Source organism: uncultured Dokdonia sp. (genome assembly GCF_947492535.1).
Lineage (GTDB): Bacteria > Bacteroidota > Bacteroidia > Flavobacteriales > Flavobacteriaceae > Dokdonia.
In genome coordinates, this window is the sequence record NZ_CANLNH010000003.1 from 386,502 (window position 1) to 405,014 (window position 18,513).

The 18,513-nt window shown below is 33.7% G+C and carries 16 protein-coding genes; 9 read left to right on the plus strand and 7 right to left on the minus strand.

The annotated features are described in order from the left end of the window. Positions 1 to 53: 53 nt before the first annotated feature. Both Q1A60_RS06255 and Q1A60_RS06260 read right to left on the minus strand, forming a co-directional pair. Positions 54 to 740, minus strand: a complete 687-nt coding sequence (locus tag Q1A60_RS06255) for an MBL fold metallo-hydrolase (protein WP_299765019.1) — start codon at positions 738 to 740, stop codon at positions 54 to 56. A 396-nt stretch (positions 741 to 1,136) separates the two neighbouring features. Beyond that, on the minus strand, positions 1,137 to 4,490 hold the full coding sequence (locus Q1A60_RS06260) for an ankyrin repeat domain-containing protein (RefSeq protein WP_299765017.1): 3,354 nt from the start codon (positions 4,488 to 4,490) through the stop codon (positions 1,137 to 1,139). A gap of 240 nt (positions 4,491 to 4,730) precedes the next feature. On the opposite strand from Q1A60_RS06260, the gene Q1A60_RS06265 reads away from it, so the two are divergent. After that, positions 4,731 to 5,912, plus strand: coding sequence for an AIR synthase related protein (locus tag Q1A60_RS06265; RefSeq protein WP_299765422.1), 1,182 nt, complete (start codon positions 4,731 to 4,733; stop codon positions 5,910 to 5,912). A 175-nt stretch (positions 5,913 to 6,087) separates the two neighbouring features. On the opposite strand, the gene Q1A60_RS06270 is transcribed toward Q1A60_RS06265, so the two are convergent. Next, complete coding sequence (locus Q1A60_RS06270) at positions 6,088 to 6,273, minus strand: hypothetical protein (protein WP_299765015.1); 186 nt, start codon at positions 6,271 to 6,273, stop codon at positions 6,088 to 6,090. 239 nt (positions 6,274 to 6,512) lie between these two features. Here Q1A60_RS06270 and Q1A60_RS06275 point away from each other — a divergent pair, with 239 nt between their 5' ends. After that, positions 6,513 to 7,637 (plus strand): aspartyl protease family protein, encoded by a 1,125-nt coding sequence (locus tag Q1A60_RS06275; RefSeq protein WP_299765013.1) that lies wholly within the window; start codon positions 6,513 to 6,515, stop codon positions 7,635 to 7,637. Here Q1A60_RS06275 and Q1A60_RS06280 read toward each other — a convergent pair. Next, positions 7,624 to 8,148, minus strand: coding sequence for a peptide-methionine (S)-S-oxide reductase (locus tag Q1A60_RS06280; RefSeq protein WP_299765011.1), 525 nt, complete (start codon positions 8,146 to 8,148; stop codon positions 7,624 to 7,626). The two genes, Q1A60_RS06275 and Q1A60_RS06280, sit on opposite strands and share 14 nt — an antisense overlap. 69 nt (positions 8,149 to 8,217) lie before the next feature. On the opposite strand from Q1A60_RS06280, the gene prfA reads away from it, so the two are divergent. Genes prfA through Q1A60_RS06305 form a run of 5 tightly spaced genes read left to right on the plus strand, consistent with a single transcriptional unit; the run spans position 8,218 to position 12,059 of the window. Next, a complete protein-coding gene (gene prfA, locus Q1A60_RS06285; protein WP_299765009.1) occupies positions 8,218 to 9,297 on the plus strand; it encodes a peptide chain release factor 1 in 1,080 nt (359 codons plus the stop codon). Between the two features lie 39 nt (positions 9,298 to 9,336). Beyond that, the gene (locus Q1A60_RS06290) at positions 9,337 to 9,915 is read left to right on the plus strand and encodes a hypothetical protein (protein WP_299765007.1); all 579 of its coding nucleotides are present in this window, start codon (positions 9,337 to 9,339) and stop codon (positions 9,913 to 9,915) included. Between the two features lie 8 nt (positions 9,916 to 9,923). Then, positions 9,924 to 10,745, plus strand: coding sequence for an orotidine-5'-phosphate decarboxylase (gene pyrF / locus Q1A60_RS06295; RefSeq protein ID WP_299765005.1), 822 nt, complete (start codon positions 9,924 to 9,926; stop codon positions 10,743 to 10,745). A 10-nt stretch (positions 10,746 to 10,755) separates the two neighbouring features. Further along, positions 10,756 to 11,541, plus strand: a complete 786-nt coding sequence (locus Q1A60_RS06300) for a helical backbone metal receptor (RefSeq protein WP_299765003.1) — start codon at positions 10,756 to 10,758, stop codon at positions 11,539 to 11,541. 23 nt (positions 11,542 to 11,564) lie between these two features. Continuing rightward, on the plus strand, positions 11,565 to 12,059 hold the full coding sequence (locus tag Q1A60_RS06305; protein WP_299765001.1) for a hypothetical protein: 495 nt from the start codon (positions 11,565 to 11,567) through the stop codon (positions 12,057 to 12,059). Between the two features lie 31 nt (positions 12,060 to 12,090). Here the strand turns inward: Q1A60_RS06305 and Q1A60_RS06310 are convergent, their stop codons facing one another. From Q1A60_RS06310 to Q1A60_RS06320, 3 genes are all read right to left on the minus strand, one after another. Then, entirely contained in the window at positions 12,091 to 12,261 is a 171-nt protein-coding gene (locus tag Q1A60_RS06310) for a hypothetical protein (protein WP_299764999.1), read from the minus strand. A 330-nt stretch (positions 12,262 to 12,591) separates the two neighbouring features. Beyond that, positions 12,592 to 12,759 carry a Lacal_2735 family protein gene (locus Q1A60_RS06315; RefSeq protein WP_299764996.1) on the minus strand — a complete coding sequence of 56 codons (168 nt, stop codon included), beginning with the start codon at positions 12,757 to 12,759 and terminating at the stop codon, positions 12,592 to 12,594. Positions 12,760 to 12,966: 207 nt separating this feature from the next. Beyond that, positions 12,967 to 13,674 carry a DUF4197 domain-containing protein gene (locus tag Q1A60_RS06320; protein ID WP_299764994.1) on the minus strand — a complete coding sequence of 236 codons (708 nt, stop codon included), beginning with the start codon at positions 13,672 to 13,674 and terminating at the stop codon, positions 12,967 to 12,969. Positions 13,675 to 13,706: 32 nt separating this feature from the next. Between Q1A60_RS06320 and Q1A60_RS06325 the strand changes: the two genes are divergently transcribed. Then, positions 13,707 to 14,660 (plus strand): MBL fold metallo-hydrolase, encoded by a 954-nt coding sequence (locus Q1A60_RS06325; RefSeq protein ID WP_299764992.1) that lies wholly within the window; start codon positions 13,707 to 13,709, stop codon positions 14,658 to 14,660. A gap of 264 nt (positions 14,661 to 14,924) precedes the next feature. After that, positions 14,925 to 18,347, plus strand: a complete 3,423-nt coding sequence (locus tag Q1A60_RS06330) for a methylmalonyl-CoA mutase family protein (protein ID WP_299764990.1) — start codon at positions 14,925 to 14,927, stop codon at positions 18,345 to 18,347. Positions 18,348 to 18,513 lie beyond the last annotated feature (166 nt).

Here is an 18,513-nt window from a genome sequence, read left to right on the forward strand (position 1 = left end):
TGAGTATATATTTATAATTAACTTTTAATAACTGTTAGTTGATAGTATATTAATTATTCATTCGGATAAATAATAAAATTTTTATATACTTTTCTACTAGGTATATCTCCCAAAGTATCAAGAGCTAATTGAAGTGTTTCTAAATCTTTTACAGTTAATTGAAGTTTCCTTTCTTCCGGTTGATATGTTGTTCCTATTGGGTAGTCTACACCATCAACTATAGACATTTCTATATGATTGCCTAAAATATGTTGTATTTGATGTTTTTTTGAAAAATTTACAAGTCTATTAATGCTATTTTTAAATGATAGCCAATCGTCAACGTATAACCGACCAGGATAAAATGTGTCGCCTGTAAGCAATAGTTGCGAAGATGTATCGTATACTGAAATCGATGCCTCTTGATGTCCTGGAATAGGGATAATTTTTAATAATCGATTTCCAAGTTCGAAATTAATTATATCATTAGGCCAATCAATAAACTTAAAAAAATCAATAACCTTAGTTTTTTCTAGACCTACTAAAGTTGTATTTGGTTTAGCTTTAAATTGTCCATCTGCCGCATAGTGATCACCGTGTTTATGGGTGTGCGCCACAATTAAATTTACTTTTTTATTTTGTTGTTTTTCCCAATTGTGAATAATAGTTGAAACTGTTTTGTATAAAGGGAATGTTGATTCTTCTTCTACTGCTCCAGTATCCATCAATAATGCTTTCTCATCACCTAGAAATAAGAACATAAATGGAGCTTCATAATTAGTACATTTATTTTGTCTTAATATCCATGTATTTTTATCATACTGAACAACTTGTATGGGTTCATCATTATTCTCATCACAATCTTTGGAGCCGTGAATCCATTTTTGCTCATTTAGATTTACCTGACCTATAACTGATAGACATGAAGTAAAAAATATTACTAAAACAAAAACAGTTTTTTTTTGTTATCATCTATTAAATTTAAGTAGTTACGCCAATTTATAGAGAGTTGATTTAAGATAATCAATTACGATCTTATAATGTGTTCAAATGTAATTAATTCAAGTGAGTTTCCTTAAGATTCTACTGCGTTTATAGATTTGTGTGCAGTGTATTTGTTGGATATAGGTATTCGTTAATCATTAAAGAAAACAATATCAACGATTATTCTTCATGCCTTTTTTTAGTAAAGATTTGATCTCTCGATCTGAAGCGTAGTCCAATGGAGTCTTCCCTTTGAGCGTTTTTAGAGTTAAATCTGCATTATTGCCTATTAGTGTTTTTATCACTTCAGTAAAAGCAGTACCTCTTTGTGCAGCAAGATGTGTCGCAGTTTCTCCAACACCATTTGTGGCATTAATATCTGCTCCTTTCTCTAATAAAAAAGCAATGAGTTGTGCATCTTCGGTCACCATTTCTCGTATACAAATTAATAACGGAGTTTCATTTGTATCGTAGATGTGATTCACATCAACACCATTAGTAATGAGTGTTTTTATACCAGAGATATAGTTGACAGAGATCGCATCTTTTAATAATTTAGGAGATGGTTTTGCACCATTAGCTAATAAATATTCTAATACGTTATCTTGTTTGTAATAAATAGCATCAAATACACCTTTTTGTATATCAAAACCTTTTTTCTCTGAAAGGTATTTTACAACACTTAGATTTCCTTTCCTACATGCTATAGAAAGTGCATTATCACTTATTGAAGTCGTTTTCTCCATAAGCATGAGAATAATTTCTTCATTGGTAGTTTCCATGGCATCTTTAAGCGCATTGTCTGCGGTAGCTCCTTTTTCTAACAGGTATCCAGTAATATCAACATTTGCAGTTTCGGCTGCGGCTTGTATAGCATCATCTACATTAGCATTCCCTTGTTCTACAAGTACTCTTGATAATTCAAGATTTTCACCTTTTACGGCACTTGTAATTAACTCAGGACTCATGGTTTCTGCTCCTTCAGATATTAAGTATTGTACAATAGGAATGTTTTCTACACGAACAGCTGTTTCAATACCTTCTGTTGGATTGGCACTATTATCTACTAGGAGTGTAACCATTTCTAAGTTTTCATTTTCTACAGCAATAGGAACAACATCATTTGTGTTAACCGTATCATTATTTTCTGCTAAGACTAACTGCGCAAATTCTAATTTATCTCCTTTTACAGAGGCTGTTAATGCTTCTTCATAAGAACCGCCGTAGGTAAGTAATGCATCTTCAAATAATTGTAAATCTTCACTTTCTATTGCATATGCAAATACAGGTTCTGGTTTCGCCTTATTCTTTAAAGCAACTTCAATGGCAGGTTTATTCTCTTTAATAATGGCATATTCTAATGCTTGTGAAGATTCTCCACCATTTTTTAATCCCATATCAAGAATATTTATATTCTCATTATCTATAGCCGTTTCTACAGCCACATTCGTATTGATCTTAGCATCTTTATCTATAAAGTATTCAAAAAGCTTTTCATCATTGATAGCCGCAGCAACTTCTAAAGATTCATTATTGGCCTCTGTAATTGGGATTATCGTATTCTTAAGATCTATATTATCCGTTTTGATGGCTTTTTCTAGCATGGAAGCATCTGCAGTTGCTCCCATCGCTATAAACTTTTTAGCAAGATCATTATCATCATTCTCAATGGCGAGTAATAATTGATCCATTTCTGCTTCAAAAACATCATAATCTTCGCTCATGAGTGCTTTTACAGTAGGGTAGTACCGTAATTGCAATGCAAATGAAAGATCGTTATTACGAGGCTGAGCGCCTTCTCTAAAAAGAGCATACACAACAGGAGCACTTTTATAAGCAACCGCCTTATAGATCATATTGTTTTTAGGAATAGCGCCTCTTTCTAACAATGTCAGTGCATATGCTTCATTAAAGTTTTCTCGTTCAAATAAGATATCCAAATCTCGTGTAGTAGCACGCACTCCTTGATCTAAAATATAATTGAGAATTTCAATAGGTTGTTTGTTTACAATAACAGCTTCTATAAGGCCTTGCGCACTTACATTCGCATTTCTTAAAAAGAGTGATTCAAGTCGTTCTAAGTTTCCAGTAGCAGCAGCAGCAACTAGTTCAGAATCGATTACATAATTGTATTGTGTATTTGTATTCTTAAGAAGGTCTGTTTCTCTTACAAGTTCCATAGTATACACCACCTCATAAATATGATCGTCTACAGAGGTAAGTGTAATTGTTTTTTGGACATTATTCAATAGCGCATCTTTATAATAGGTCTTTGCTTCTTCAGAACCAGCAACACGTAATCTTTTCCGCTCTTTGCTTTTAAATAGTTTTTTAGTGTCATCCCAGACACTCATATATCCATACTCAATGTCTTCGGGTTTAATGGTGACGATTACATTTTTATCTAGTGTAACTACTTCGTCGGTGATGAGTGTTTCTAAACGTAAGCCACCTCTTTCTATAAGCGGTTTGGTATGTAGTAGTGCTTCGTCTTTAGAAAACCCACCAAAAAATATATCTCCAGTATAATCTTCACCACTTGTTTTCACAGGGCCCATACTCTTTTTTACAAAACTTATGATCTCCTGCTTAAATCGTAAAGAATATTTTTTGAAAAAAGTACTGAATTGCTTTCTACTCACTTGATCACGAGCAGACTGGATCGCAATGGTTGTAGCTTCTTCTAAAAGTTCTATTTTTTTAGATTTTTCTTCTATGTCTGGTACTGCTAAAGAGCGTAAAACGTCTACAATAGGTATTAATCGTACTTCAATAGGTGCCTGTGTGTTTTTAGAAACGCTTGCTTCCCAAGCAGTAAACCATAATTGGTTTTTGTCACCACCTACGGTATACGGTCTTCCTTTTTTAGCATTGATGAAGGGATCTGTATCGTCACTATTTGATTGTTGTTGCTGTATATCTTCAATAACCTTTTCTTTGAAAGCCTCCTTATCATAAGGCGAATAGATATAATCATTTTTTGCAATAGAGTTCTGAAGTATAAAAACACCACCGTACGCGACTTCTTGCGCAATGTGAGTACCATATCTAGCAATGAAACCATTTGGAGTAATATCGCGACCCAATCTATTAAAATCTTCTACAAACGCACTATCTGGAGTACTAGTTTTTATAGGAAGTAAGGCTGTAGCGGTCCCAACTTTCTTTTTGGTATACACCATGAGCACATCTTTATTTTCGCAGGTGTCGTACAATTTGTAATGCGCTTTACTATTGTATGCGATATAGGGATAATCAATAGTGTCTGTCTCTAAAACATGTTGTTCAAATTCATATGAATTTGTCACAAAGATGTGTGACTCTGGAAAGCTTTGTGTATTTGTAGATCGGGTAGGAGTTCCTTCTAAAAGTGCTTTTCCTTTAGACGATTGACTCCAATCTAATGGATCTATATAACGTATATCAAATCCATGACCAATAACATCTTGCGTTTGACTATATATATTCCCTATAAAAAATAGTAAAAGTAGCATAGGAACTACTTTGGTTACGTTGGCTAATTTCAATTTTATAACTGTTTTTTAATGTATAAAGGGGGAATAATATACCATTCTAAAATACGTAAAATGCAGGTTTTAAAATAGATTATTAGATATAAATGCATATTATTTATTTGTAAGACATTAGGTTATTAAATGCAAGTAAGAATTTTCAGTCATTATTTATGGTTTTATACGCTTTCGCGAAAGCGTATACTCGAAAAATCTAATGAATTATACCTATTTTTGTTAGCTCGAAAACAACCTATGAGCCAAGATATTTCAAAACGTTATGCGCTACGAGGCGTATCTGCAGGAAAAGAAGATGTACACAATGCTATTAAAAATGTAGACAAAGGATTATTTCCGAAAGCATTTTGTAAAATAGTACCAGATCACTTGACGGGTGATGATGAGTATTGCTTGATCATGCATGCCGATGGTGCAGGTACAAAATCGGCACTTGCGTATATGTATTGGAAAGAAACGGGTGATATCTCCGTGTGGAAAGGAATCGCTCAAGATGCGTTGATTATGAATGTAGATGATCTACTTTGTGTAGGCGCTACCGATAATATTATCTTATCATCTACCATAGGGCGTAATAAAAATGTAATTCCTGGCGAAGTAATTTCTGCGATTATTAATGGAACTGAAGAATTACTAGCAGATTTAAAGAATTTTGGCGTAACCATACATTCGACAGGAGGAGAGACGGCAGATGTAGGTGATTTGGTGCGTACTATTATTGTAGATTCTACGGTCACAGCGCGTATGAAACGTAGTGATGTGATTGATAATGCAAATATAAAACCTGGAGATGTGATTGTTGGGCTCGCTTCTTTTGGACAAGCAACCTATGAAATCGAATATAACGGAGGTATGGGAAGTAATGGTTTAACATCAGCGAGACACGATGTATTTGACAACTATTTAGCGCAAAAGTTTCCAGAAAGTTTTGATGCTGCCGTACCAAGTAACTTAGTCTATAGCGGATCTAAAAAACTCACTGACACTGTTGACAATAGCCCTATTGATGCAGGAAAATTAGTGTTATCTCCAACACGTACGTATGCACCTATCATTAAAGAAATCCTTTCAAAATATGATGCTACAGACATTCACGGAATGGTACATTGTAGTGGAGGCGCACAAACAAAGATTCTTCACTTTGTAGAAGATCTTCATATTATAAAAGACAACCTTTTTGAGGTACCACCTTTATTTGATTTGATCCAAAAAGAAAGTGGTACCGATTGGAAAGAGATGTATCAAGTCTTTAATATGGGACATCGTATGGAGATTTATTGTAATGAGACCATTGCAAAGGAGTTGATAGCCATTTCTGAGTCTTTTAATGTACCAGCACAGATTGTGGGTAGGGTAGAAGCTAGCGAAGAAGGGAAGAAACTGACGATTACGAGTGATAAGGGAGAGTTTAAATACTAATTCATTTCCTATACATAGGAAATCATATAATGTCTAAAAATAGAAAATCCTTTAAAGCTAATTTTAAAGGATTTTTTATTTAATAATGGTTTGTTTGCCTAATTAGAAAGGGGGCACACAATGTAATTTTAGATAGTTATTAGACATGTGAATACTACCTATTTTGAATTACAAATTAAAATAAACATGTGCCCACTGGGAAAGGTGTTTCGGTAAAAAATTGACAAACACCGCAAGCACAGTCATTATCATCGCCACATATACCTTGTTCACAACCACCCCAAAATCCTCCGGATATTGCTTTTTGTTCAACGTTACTTAATGACTTGACTCCTTTGATTCCTTTAATTTTTGTAAACATATTTGTAGTATTTGAAAGTTAGTAATATTCTAAATATAAGAATATTCTTACAATATACTTCATGTATAATATACTTTAACATATACATTTATATGTGTAATACTCATATTACTAGTATAATAGACTCTAGCAGCATGATGACTATAGAAATGGTATTCTTATTTCCTTTATTTTGTAAATGACAGATTGTAACATCCACATCATTTTTTTGTCTATTTATTGTTAATCATCTTATTATTATGAAAAAAATAGTTCTCTTTCTATGTATAAGCTTTATATCAATAACGCTTCAATCACAACAATCCGCAGTATATCAAGACACCATTCCTTTCAGAAATGACCTAGGGCTTATTATTGTTCCTATCACTTTTAATGGTGTAGAAAAAGAATTTGCTTTTGATACAGGAGCTCAATCAACTGTTGGGTTTTCATGGGTCGCAGATGATTTAAAACGAACGTCCAAATCAGTAAATGTAAAATCTTCTAATGCTTCTAGCACGAAGATGCACTATTATAAAAGTGGAATTATTCAATTAGGAAGTAGAGAAATTAAAAAACATAGAACCTTAAATGCTGGTGATAGTGAGATTTTTACTTGCTATAATGTAGACGGTATATTAGGGGTAGATATCACACAACATTTTAATTGGACGATTGATTTTGATAAAAAAATACTCATTATGTCTCCACCAGATTTTTATCCTGATGAAGTCAAAGAAATGCACGCGTTAGATTTTGATTTTACAAATAATCGCCCTGCTGTTTTTATGGAAATGAATGGAAAGAAAATTAAATTTTTATTAGATACAGGAGCTAGAGATTCAGATATAAACAAAAAAGCTTATAATCTTACAAGTATAGATAGCTATCCTAAAGCTACATTTTACAGTGGTTTTTATGATGTAAATGGTACACTCACCAAGACATATAATACAACGGTACAATTACCAGAATTACAATCAGAAAATGTGACGCTTTCTCCAGCTGTAGATTATGGAAATCAAAGTACAAAGATTGGAAATAATTTATGGAACGATAAACGTTTGTTTATGAGCTTAAGCCATGATCAATTGTATGTTTCTGATGCTACCATTAAAAGCGATCTACAGAACTATGATTGTTCCGCTGTAGTAAAAAATGGAAACGTTGTTGTTTTACATATAAAAGAAGGGAGTGAAGCATGGAATCTTGGGATCCGACAAGGAGATGAAGTCATAAGTCTAAATGGAAGTACATTTACAGATTTTTGTACATTCAATAAGTATCAAAGACAACTAAGTAAAGAAGGAAAAAGTTTTGAATTTGTTTTTAAAGATGGAAAACGTATAACCGTCGAGAAAAAACAGATGTTTATGACTCCTTAATCCAGTTTGCATATTCTTTTTGCAATTTTTCCAATTTAGGATCGATATATCGAGTACAGAAAGGAGCGTCCGGATTTCTTTTAAAATAATCTAAAAAGGATTCGTCATTTAGTTTAAATGTAATCAGAGGAAGCGCCTTTGTAATAATGGGGTCTGAAAATTGCGGTTGTAATTTTAATACCGCTTTCGCGAAAGCGGACTCTTGCGTCTTATCATAATAATACATAGCCGATCTATATTTAGATCTAAAACTGTGATTACTCGTAGATTTATGAGTGTGTAAATGAATTTCAATAAGTTGTTCTAAAAGAATACACTGAGGGTCAAAATGAACAATAACACCTTCAGAAAAAGAATCATTAGGTGCCGTCGAAGCAATAAAGCCTTGCTCCACTTTTTTTACACCTTTGATGGCTTGAAATACAGCTTCTGTACACCAATGGCAACCGCCTCCAAATGCTATTTTTTCTAATGATTTAATAAGATATTCTTTTAATTGAAAATTATACAACTAAAAGCAATGATACGCAAAGAAAATATCAATTGAAAATTGTAAATTCGCGGCAAGCAGAAGGCAATTATGTTAGAAAAACTACAGATCGTAAAACAACGTTTTGATGAAGTGAGTGACTTAATCATTCAACCAGATATTATATCTGATCAAAAACGATATGTTCAGCTCAATAAAGAATATAAAGATTTAAGAGCGCTCATGGATGAGCGTGCAAAATATATAGAGTACACTGATAATCTTACCGAAGCAGAAGAGATTCTTGCAGACGGAAGTGATGCAGAGATGGTTGAAATGGCTAAGATGCAAATGGATGAAGCAAAATCTGCTATTCCAGAATTGGAAGAGAAAATCAGAATGATGCTTATTCCTAAAGACCCTGAAGATGCTAAAAATGTCGTGGTAGAAATACGTGCAGGAACAGGAGGGGATGAGGCAAGTATTTTTGCAGGAGACTTATACAGAATGTATACCAAGTATGTAGATGGAAAACAAGGATGGAGTCATAGTACGGTAGATTTTTCTGAAGGGACTTCAGGAGGGTTTAAAGAAATCCAATTTGAAATTACAGGTGAAGATGTATATGGAACGTTAAAGTTTGAAGCAGGTGTACACCGTGTACAACGTGTACCTCAAACAGAAACACAAGGACGTGTGCATACAAGTGCTGCCACTGTGATGGTACTTCCAGAAGCCGAAGAGTTTGATGTACAAATTGAAATGAAAGATGTACGTATTGATTTTTTCTGTTCGTCGGGACCTGGAGGACAATCGGTAAACACCACCTATTCGGCAGTGCGTTTAACACACATTCCTACAGGATTAGTAGCACAATGTCAAGATCAAAAATCACAGCATAAGAATAAAGAAAAAGCCTTTAAGGTACTTCGTTCACGTTTATATGATTTAGAACTTGCTAAAAAACAAGAAGAAGATGCTGCAAAACGTAATTCGCAAGTAAGTAGTGGAGATCGTAGTGCAAAAATTAGAACCTATAACTATCCGCAAGGACGTGTGACTGATCACCGTATTGGATTGACGCTATATGATCTTCAAAATATTGTAAATGGTGATATTCAGAAAATATTAGACGAATTACAATTAGTTGAAAATACAGAGAAGTTGAAGGCTAACGAAGGGGAATTGTAATCGTAAGTACTTGTTGTATAAAATAAAGTACATTATAAATTGGAAAGAAGAATATCAATATCAATCCTAATTCTATTTTTATTTATTGGATGTAAAGAGGCTACATTAAATAATGTAGCAGTTAAAATTCAGGAAAACGAAAATGAAGTTATCACTACAAATAGTTCTAATGTTTTAATGGAGCAAGATTGTATTTTTGATCAAGCTACGCAAACAGATGAATTTTTAAAAGGTATTAAGGAATTAGAAAATTACGTTTGGGATGATGAATCTAAAACGGCTGAAATAATTCTTAATGATCATTGGGGACTTGGTTTAACACGTGGCGGTTGTGATCATTTTACCGTTCAAGCTGATTTTGTATATGATAGAGTCATTGATTTTGAAGAGAAGAAAGATTTTATTTTCCAACAAGTAATATGGATATCTGATTTAATCAAGGATTTTGATGGTGAAATCATCAGAGAATGTATTGAGAACGGAAGAATAAGCATTGAAGTTGAAGATAATAAAAGACATATTCATTTTATGGATCAAAGACTATATGAAAGTTATTACATGAGTTTTTCCGTTTTAGAAAATATATCTTACATTCATTTGTCGTATTATATTAATTAAGAATTATAATGACCACACAAGAACTTGTCGCTCAAATTCGAGAAAAGAAATCTTTCCTTGTCGTAGGATTAGATACTGATCTTGATAAAATTCCAAAGCATTTATTAAAAGAAGAAGATCCCATCTTTGCATTTAATAAAGCGATTATTGACGCAACACATGATTTATGTGTAGGGTATAAACCTAATATTGCTTTTTATGAAGCTTATGGTATAGAAGGGTGGAAATCTCTAGAAAAAACCATCAACTATCTGAATGAAAATTACCCAGAGCAATTTACGATCGCCGATGCAAAACGAGGAGATATAGGAAATACCTCCACACGATATGCAAAAGCATTTTTTGAATCTCTTAATTTTGATTCAATCACCATTGCTCCGTATATGGGAAGTGATTCTGTGGAGCCTTTTCTTGCGTTTGAAGATAAACATACCATTATACTTGCTTTAACTTCCAACCAAGGAGCCTTTGATTTTCAAACACAGAAGATAGGAAACCAAGAAGTCTATAAAAAAGTACTAGAAACATCAAAAACCTACGAAAATAGTGATCGTTTGATGTATGTTGTAGGAGCTACTAAAGCCGAATACCTAACCGATATCCGCGCTATTATTCCTGAGGCCTTTTTATTAGTTCCTGGGGTAGGTGCGCAAGGTGGAAGTCTTGAGGAAGTGTGCAAATATGGAATGACCAAAGATGTTGGTCTTTTAGTCAACTCTTCTAGAGGGATTATTTATAAATCACAGGGCGAAGACTTTGCTATCGCAGCTCGTGAAGTCGCAAAAAACATGCAAGAATCGATGAGAGCTATTCTTCAAGAAGCTCTTTAATTCCTTGACAATGCACTATAAAGATCAACTAGGCAGAACACTTCAGTTTTCGGATACTCCATTGCGTATTGTTTCTTTAGTTCCAAGTCAAACAGAATTACTCGTTGATTTAGGATTAAAAGAACATATTGTTGGTATCACTAAGTTTTGTGTACATCCAGTAGGTCTTACAAAAGAAAAAACAGTTGTAGGCGGTACCAAGCAACTCCATATAGATAAAGTAAAAACACTACACCCAGATATCATTCTTTGTAATAAAGAAGAAAACACAGAACAGATAGTACGAGATATGGAAGCTATTGCTCCAGTACATGTTTCTGATATCAAGAATATTGAAGATGCACTTTCCCTCATTATGATGTACGGTGCTATTTTTCAAATAGAACCTGTAGCTACTCGTCTAGTTCAAAATATTCAAAAGAGATATCAAGATTTTTTAAAAAACATGCCTAGAGAAATGTCACGTAAAAGAGTAGGGTATTTCATTTGGAAAGACCCTTGGATGGTTGCTGGTTCCGACACCTTTATTGATTATTTACTAGAGATATGCGGTTTTGATAATGTATTTACATCACAAGAGGGAAGATATCCAGAAGTACAGCTAGAACAACTTCAAGATGTAGCGTATATCTTTTTATCTTCAGAACCCTTTCCTTTCGCTGAAAAGCACATAAAAGAAGTTACCCCATACACCAATGCGAAAATAGTATTGGTAGATGGCGAATACTTCTCTTGGTATGGAAGTAGATTACTAGGAGCGTTTGATTATTTTAATTCCTTATTAAAACAATTATAATTTTTTAATTAACTATGATTTCAATGAAAAAAAACATTTTTTACTTATTACTTTTTAGTAGTTTGATTATCGCAAGTTGTTCTTCTGATGATGACACTTCAATTACTCCAAATGAATTTACTGACAATACTATTACAGTAGATGTAAATGGAGAAAATTTTAGTAGTAATAATATTGAAACAGCTTTATTATTAAGCGAAGGTCGTTTTATTAGATTAACAGCAGTAATTGAGACAACATTTGATTTAGTAACTATTGAAATTGGAAGTATTAACTTTGATGATCCATTACTTACAGAAGGAATTTTTTCAGTTTCTGAAAATAATAATAATATCCAATATAATAGTTTTTTATCTGCTATTTCAGAAAACCCTATTGGGACAATAACAATAACAAATCTGGATATAGAAAATCAAATAATTTCTGGAACATTTAATGGAGTAGCGACAAACATAGACGGAGAAATGGTAACATTAACTAATGGAACTTTTACTAATATTTCATTTCTAGTACAGTAATTTAATGATAATTGGTCGCATATCTCAGCAATTAAAATTGTAAAAATTTTAATTGTTGATCTAATTTGAGTGCTTCATATATAAGAATGTCACTTAAGCTTGAATCTGTATATTTTACATTATATGCTTCTTCAATAAGTCTTTTTTGTTCATTTTCTAAATACTCTTTGTAATTGTTTTGGTTTGTTTTAGCAGTCTTCATAATACGGTGTTTAATTTTGACGAAATAATTTGTTAGAGCAACTATAAGTAATAGTTATTTAGTCATATGCTAAAGTTATACCATTAAAATATCTAAATGTAAATACATGATAACCAGTATGTTAATTGTATTAAGATTTTGTGGTATTATCTTATATATTGTAGTTCTTCAATATATTACGGGAGTTTTAATATTGAAAAATTACAATGAATTTATGTGAACTCTACTTTTAGCTAGAAATTATAACGTAGAAAAACAGATCTATCATCTTAGTATAGACGAAGAAAAATGAGTAGTATAATTAATTATTGATGTATAAACTTGAAGCAGTTAAAATTGTAAAAATTTTAGTTTCTGATCTAGTTTAAGCGCTTCGTAGGTAAGTACATCACTCAAACTAGAGTCTGTATACCTAACATTATACGCTTCTTCAATAAGCCGTTTATGCTTTCGTTCCAAATATTCTTTAAACTGAATATGTTTTGAAATAGTAGTCATTTAGATTGGTTTGTTTGTTGGTTATTGTTTGGGTCTTATTAAAGTTACGTAAAAAATTGATAGTTAGATGTTTAATGTTGTGAAATTAAATACTTGTATATTCTCACAACAATGATTTAATACCTATATTTTATATAGAGAGTATTAAAAAAGAGCAATATGAACTAGGTCATATTGCTCTTTTTTATATGAGGTATACTTCTTACTTTAATCCTGTAGTGCAAATACACGCTTTAAAAGATCAGTAGTTCTAGACGTATATTTTGTACGTATTTGTTTTTCTTCTACAGCAATCATTTTATAAACTCCTTTTAGAGCTTCTTGCGTTACATAATCAGTAAGATCAGGATTTACATTATTCGTAAGTGGAATACTGTTATATCGGTTAATAAGGTTTTCCCATATTTGATCGGCTCCTACTTTGCTAAAAGAGTTTTTAATCACAGGGTTAAATTTACTATATAAGGCTTGCTCTGTTCTGGATGTTAAATACTGTGTCGCTGCATTATCACTTCCTAATAAGATATTTTTTGCATCAGCAAATGTGATTCCTTTTACCGCATCTATAAATATAGGCGTCGCTTCTTTTACTGCATCTTCAGCAGCTCTATTTAAGACTTTTAAACCTTCATCAGCAAGATTACCCAATCCTATATCTCTTAATGTCTTATCTACTTTACGTAATTCTTCAGGAAGTAAAATCTTTGTTAGTTGATTTTTATAAAACCCATCTTTTGCTGTAAGCTTTGATACTTGCTTATCGATTCCCAATTGTAATGCTTCTTTTAGACCATTACCTATTTGAGATTGAGAGAGTACATTTCCTCCATCTTGAGGAAGATTATTAACAACTTGTTGTAATTCTGCACAAGAACTTAGGCAGATGACCATGCAGAGAGCGATAAACTTTTTCATTTGGGTATCTTTGATATAATTTCAGTAAAGATATGAATTTAAGATTTTTGATAATACCTATATCACTATTCATTTTGGGTTGTAATGATAGTTCTAAAGAAGTCCAAGCACCTATTCCATCTCAATTAGAAAATGAGGTATATATTAAGATACTTGGCGTTGCTCAAGATGGCGGGATGCCGCATATCAATAATCCTAAGGAATTTAAGGCTGTAGCAGATGCTAGAAGAACACGAGAACTTGTAGTGAGTTTAGGACTTATAGATCGTGAGCATCAAAAGAAATACCTGTTTGAAGCAACACCCGATATGCCAGAGCAATTATACCTGTTAGACAAAGAGCTTCCTACGGCATCCATTATAGACGGTGTATTCTTAACACATGCACACATGGGACATTATACGGGACTCATGCATTTTGGTAGAGAAGCGATGGGAAGTAAAGATATACCTGTGTATGCAATGCCCAAGATGAAAACTTTTTTAGAAACCAATGGTCCATGGAGCCAGTTAGTAGATTTAAAAAATATAGCAATTCAATCTATGCAGGGAGATAGTCTAATTACGCTTTCGCGAAAGCTTAAAATAACACCATTCCTTGTACCACACAGAGATGAGTTTTCTGAAACAGTCGGGTACCGAATTGAAGGACCTAACAGAACCGCCTTGTTCATTCCGGATATTAATAAATGGTCTCTATGGGAAAAATCTATTGTAGAAGAAGTTAAGAAAGTAGATTATGCATTTATAGATGCAACGTTTTTTTCTGAAGGAGAAATTCCTAGGCCTATGAGTGAAGTACCGCACCCATTTATAGATGAAACAACAGTATTTTTTAAAGATGAAAACAAGACCGTAAAATCAAAAGTGATTTTTATACATTTTAATCATTCTAACCCTGCATTGTATAAAAACAATTCAAAAAGAATAGCTTTAGAAGAAGAAGGGTATCGTTTTGCAAACCAAGGAGCTATTTTTGGTTTATAGTTGTTTATTAGTGAAACTCAATGTTGAGAAGTCTGTAAGACGCGCTTAATAGTGTAAGTTGAACCTGCCTTTGCCGGCAGGCAAGCTAATCCTGCTTTTTCAGCGGGATCTTGGTTTAATATCTCTATTCTTAGGTCGATTCCTTTTATATGGTCTAGAGCACGCTTTTAGGTTTACTGCCTTTTATTATATGATTATAAATAAATCGACATTTTTATTGAATATTACGTAAATTTGCATCCATAAAACACCCTTTTTTTGAAGATGAAACAAGCCACACCTTATACTCCAAAATATAAAGTAAGAATCGTTACTGCAGCTTCCCTATTTGATGGGCATGATGCTGCTATAAATATCATGCGTCGTATTATTCAAAGTACAGGCGTAGAGGTTATTCATTTAGGTCATGATAGGAGTGTAGAAGAGGTGGTTAATACAGCAATACAAGAAGATGCCAATGCCATTGCGTTAACGTCATATCAAGGAGGTCATAATGAGTATTTTAAATACATGTATGACCTTTTAAAAGAAAAAGGAGCAGATCATATTAAAATCTTCGGAGGCGGAGGCGGTGTTATACTTCCAGAAGAGATTAAAGAGTTAATGGATTATGGGATTACCCGTATCTATTCTCCCGATGATGGACGTGAGATGGGATTACAAGGAATGATTAATGATTTAGTACAACAATCAGATTTTCCTGTAGGTGATCAATTAAATGGGGAAGTAAACCATCTAACAGAGAAAAACCCTAGAGCTATTGCACGAGTAATTTCTGCCGCAGAAAACTTTCCTGAAGTAGCTGCTGAAGCGTTAGAAAAGATTCATATAAAAAATAAGACTTCACTTACGCCTGTATTAGGAATTACAGGAACTGGAGGTGCAGGAAAATCTTCTTTAGTAGATGAACTTGTACGTCGTTTCTTAATTGATTTTCCAGAGAAAACTATAGGGTTGATCTCAGTAGATCCGTCTAAACGTAAAACCGGAGGTGCTTTATTAGGAGACCGTATTCGTATGAATGCAATTAATTCTCCAAGAGTATATATGCGTTCGCTAGCGACGCGTCAAAGTAACTTAGCACTTTCAAAATATGTAGCAGAAGCGATTGAAGTATTAAAAGCTGCCGAGTATGATTTGATTATACTCGAAACATCAGGAATTGGACAGTCGGATACAGAGATATTAGAGCATTCTGATACTTCATTGTATGTAATGACTCCAGAATTTGGTGCTGCTACACAGCTTGAAAAGATAGATATGCTTGATTTTGCAGATCTGGTAGCTATTAACAAGTTTGATAAACGAGGTTCTTTAGATGCGCTTCGTGATGTTAAAAAACAGTATATGCGTAACCATAACTTATGGGATACGCACCAAGATGATTTACCTGTATTTGGAACGATAGCATCTCAGTTTAACGATCCAGGGATGAACACTCTCTATAAGAAGATTATGGAGAAAGTAAATGAGGTAAACGAAGCAAACTTAGAATCTACCTTTGCGATTAGTAAAGAGATGAGTGAGAAAATCTTTGTGATCCCACCATCACGTACACGTTATTTAAGTGAGATTGCAGAAAATAATAGAGCGTATGACGCTTCCGCGAAAGCGCAACAAGAAACAGCACAACGTCTTTACGGGATATATAAAACTATAGAGACTTTATTAAACGCAAAACCGGAACTAGATAAATCAGGGGTGGCGTTTGAAGCCTCTGAGGAAGTATCTCAAGAAGATAAAGACCTACTAAAACTCTTAGTCGCACAATTTGATCGTGTGAAGTTAGACCTTGATCCTTATAATTGGGAAGTGATTACGGGATGGGATGAAAAAGTAAATCGTTACAAAAATCCAGTCTATACATTTAAAGTAAGAGATAAAGAGATTAAAATAGATACCCATACGGAGTCTTTATCACACACACAGATTCCTAAAGTAGCATTACCTAAGTATGAAGCTTGGGGAGATATACTGAGATGGATATTACAAGAAAATGTACCAGGCGAGTTTCCATATACCTCAGGATTATATCCCTTTAAACGTACAGGAGAAGATCCTACACGTATGTTTGCAGGAGAAGGAGGACCAGAACGTACCAATAAACGTTTTCACTATGTGAGTTTAGGAATGCCAGCTAAGCGTCTAAGTACTGCCTTTGATAGTGTAACACTTTATGGAAATGATCCAGGACATCGTCCTGATATTTATGGAAAGATTGGAAATGCAGGAGTAAGTATTTGTTGTCTAGATGATGCTAAAAAATTATACTCTGGATTTGATTTAAGTCACCCAATGACATCTGTAAGTATGACGATTAATGGTCCAGCACCTATGCTATTAGGATTCTTTATGAATGCTGCCATAGATCAGAATTGTGAAAAATACATTAAAGAGCATGGTCTTGAAGCGGAAGTAGAAGCTAAGATTGCAGCCATTTATAAAGGAAAAACAAGACCTAGTTATCAAGGAGATTTACCAGAAGGAAATGATGGATTAGGATTAATGCTATTAGGAGTTACGGGTGATCAAGTATTACCTGCCGATGTATATGCTACCATTAAAACAGAAACATTAGCACAGGTACGTGGAACTGTACAAGCCGATATCCTTAAAGAAGATCAAGCACAAAATACCTGCATATTTTCTACAGAATTTGCGTTACGTCTTATGGGAGATGTACAAGAGTATTTTATAGAAGAGAAAGTTCGTAATTTTTACTCAGTATCTATTTCTGGGTATCATATTGCAGAAGCAGGGGCAAATCCTATTACACAATTAGCTCTCACGTTGGCTAATGGATTCACTTATGTAGAGTACTATTTGAGTCGTGGTATGGATATCAATAAATTTGGACCTAACCTTTCCTTCTTTTTCTCAAATGGAATCGATCCTGAATATGCAGTCATAGGACGTGTTGCACGTAAGATATGGGCAAAAGCTATGAAGAATAAGTATAATGCTAATGCACGTGCGCAAATGCTTAAATATCATATTCAAACCTCTGGACGTAGTTTACACGCTCAGGAGATTGATTTTAATGATATTCGTACGACCTTACAAGCATTATATGCGATCTATGATAACTGTAATTCATTGCATACAAATGCCTATGATGAAGCTATTACAACGCCTACAGAAGAGAGTGTACGTCGTGCGATGGCGATACAGTTGATTATCAATAAAGAGTTAGGACTAGCTAAAAATGAAAACCCAATTCAGGGATCATTTATTATTGAAGAGCTTACAGATCTTGTAGAAGAAGCGGTATTATTAGAATTTGATCGTATTACAGAACGTGGAGGTGTATTAGGAGCGATGGAAACCATGTACCAACGTAGTAAAATTCAAGAAGAGAGCTTGTATTACGAAACATTAAAACATACTGGTGAATTTCCAATTATTGGTGTAAATACATTTTTAAGTAGTAAAGGAAGTCCAACAGTTCGCCCTGCTGAGGTGATTAGAGCCACTGAAGAAGAGAAGCAATATCAAATTACGATGCTTGAACACTTACATAAAGAAAAAGCAGATAAGATAGAAGCAGAGATTGCAAAAATTCAAGAAGCTGCTATTGAAAACGATAATATTTTTGAGCATCTTATGGAAGCTACAAAAGTATGTTCATTAGGACAGATTACAAGCGCTTTATTTGAAGTAGGAGGCCAGTATAGACGAAATATGTAAGCAGCGAACCGCTTTTGCCAAAAGGCAAAAGCGTGTGAGTCGCTTATCCTAATGCAGATCAGGATCTCATAGAGTGATTTTACCTTTTAGCAAAAGCGTGTGAGTCGCTTATCCTGATGCAGATCAGGATCTCATAGAGTTATTTTACCTTTTAGCAAAAGCGTGC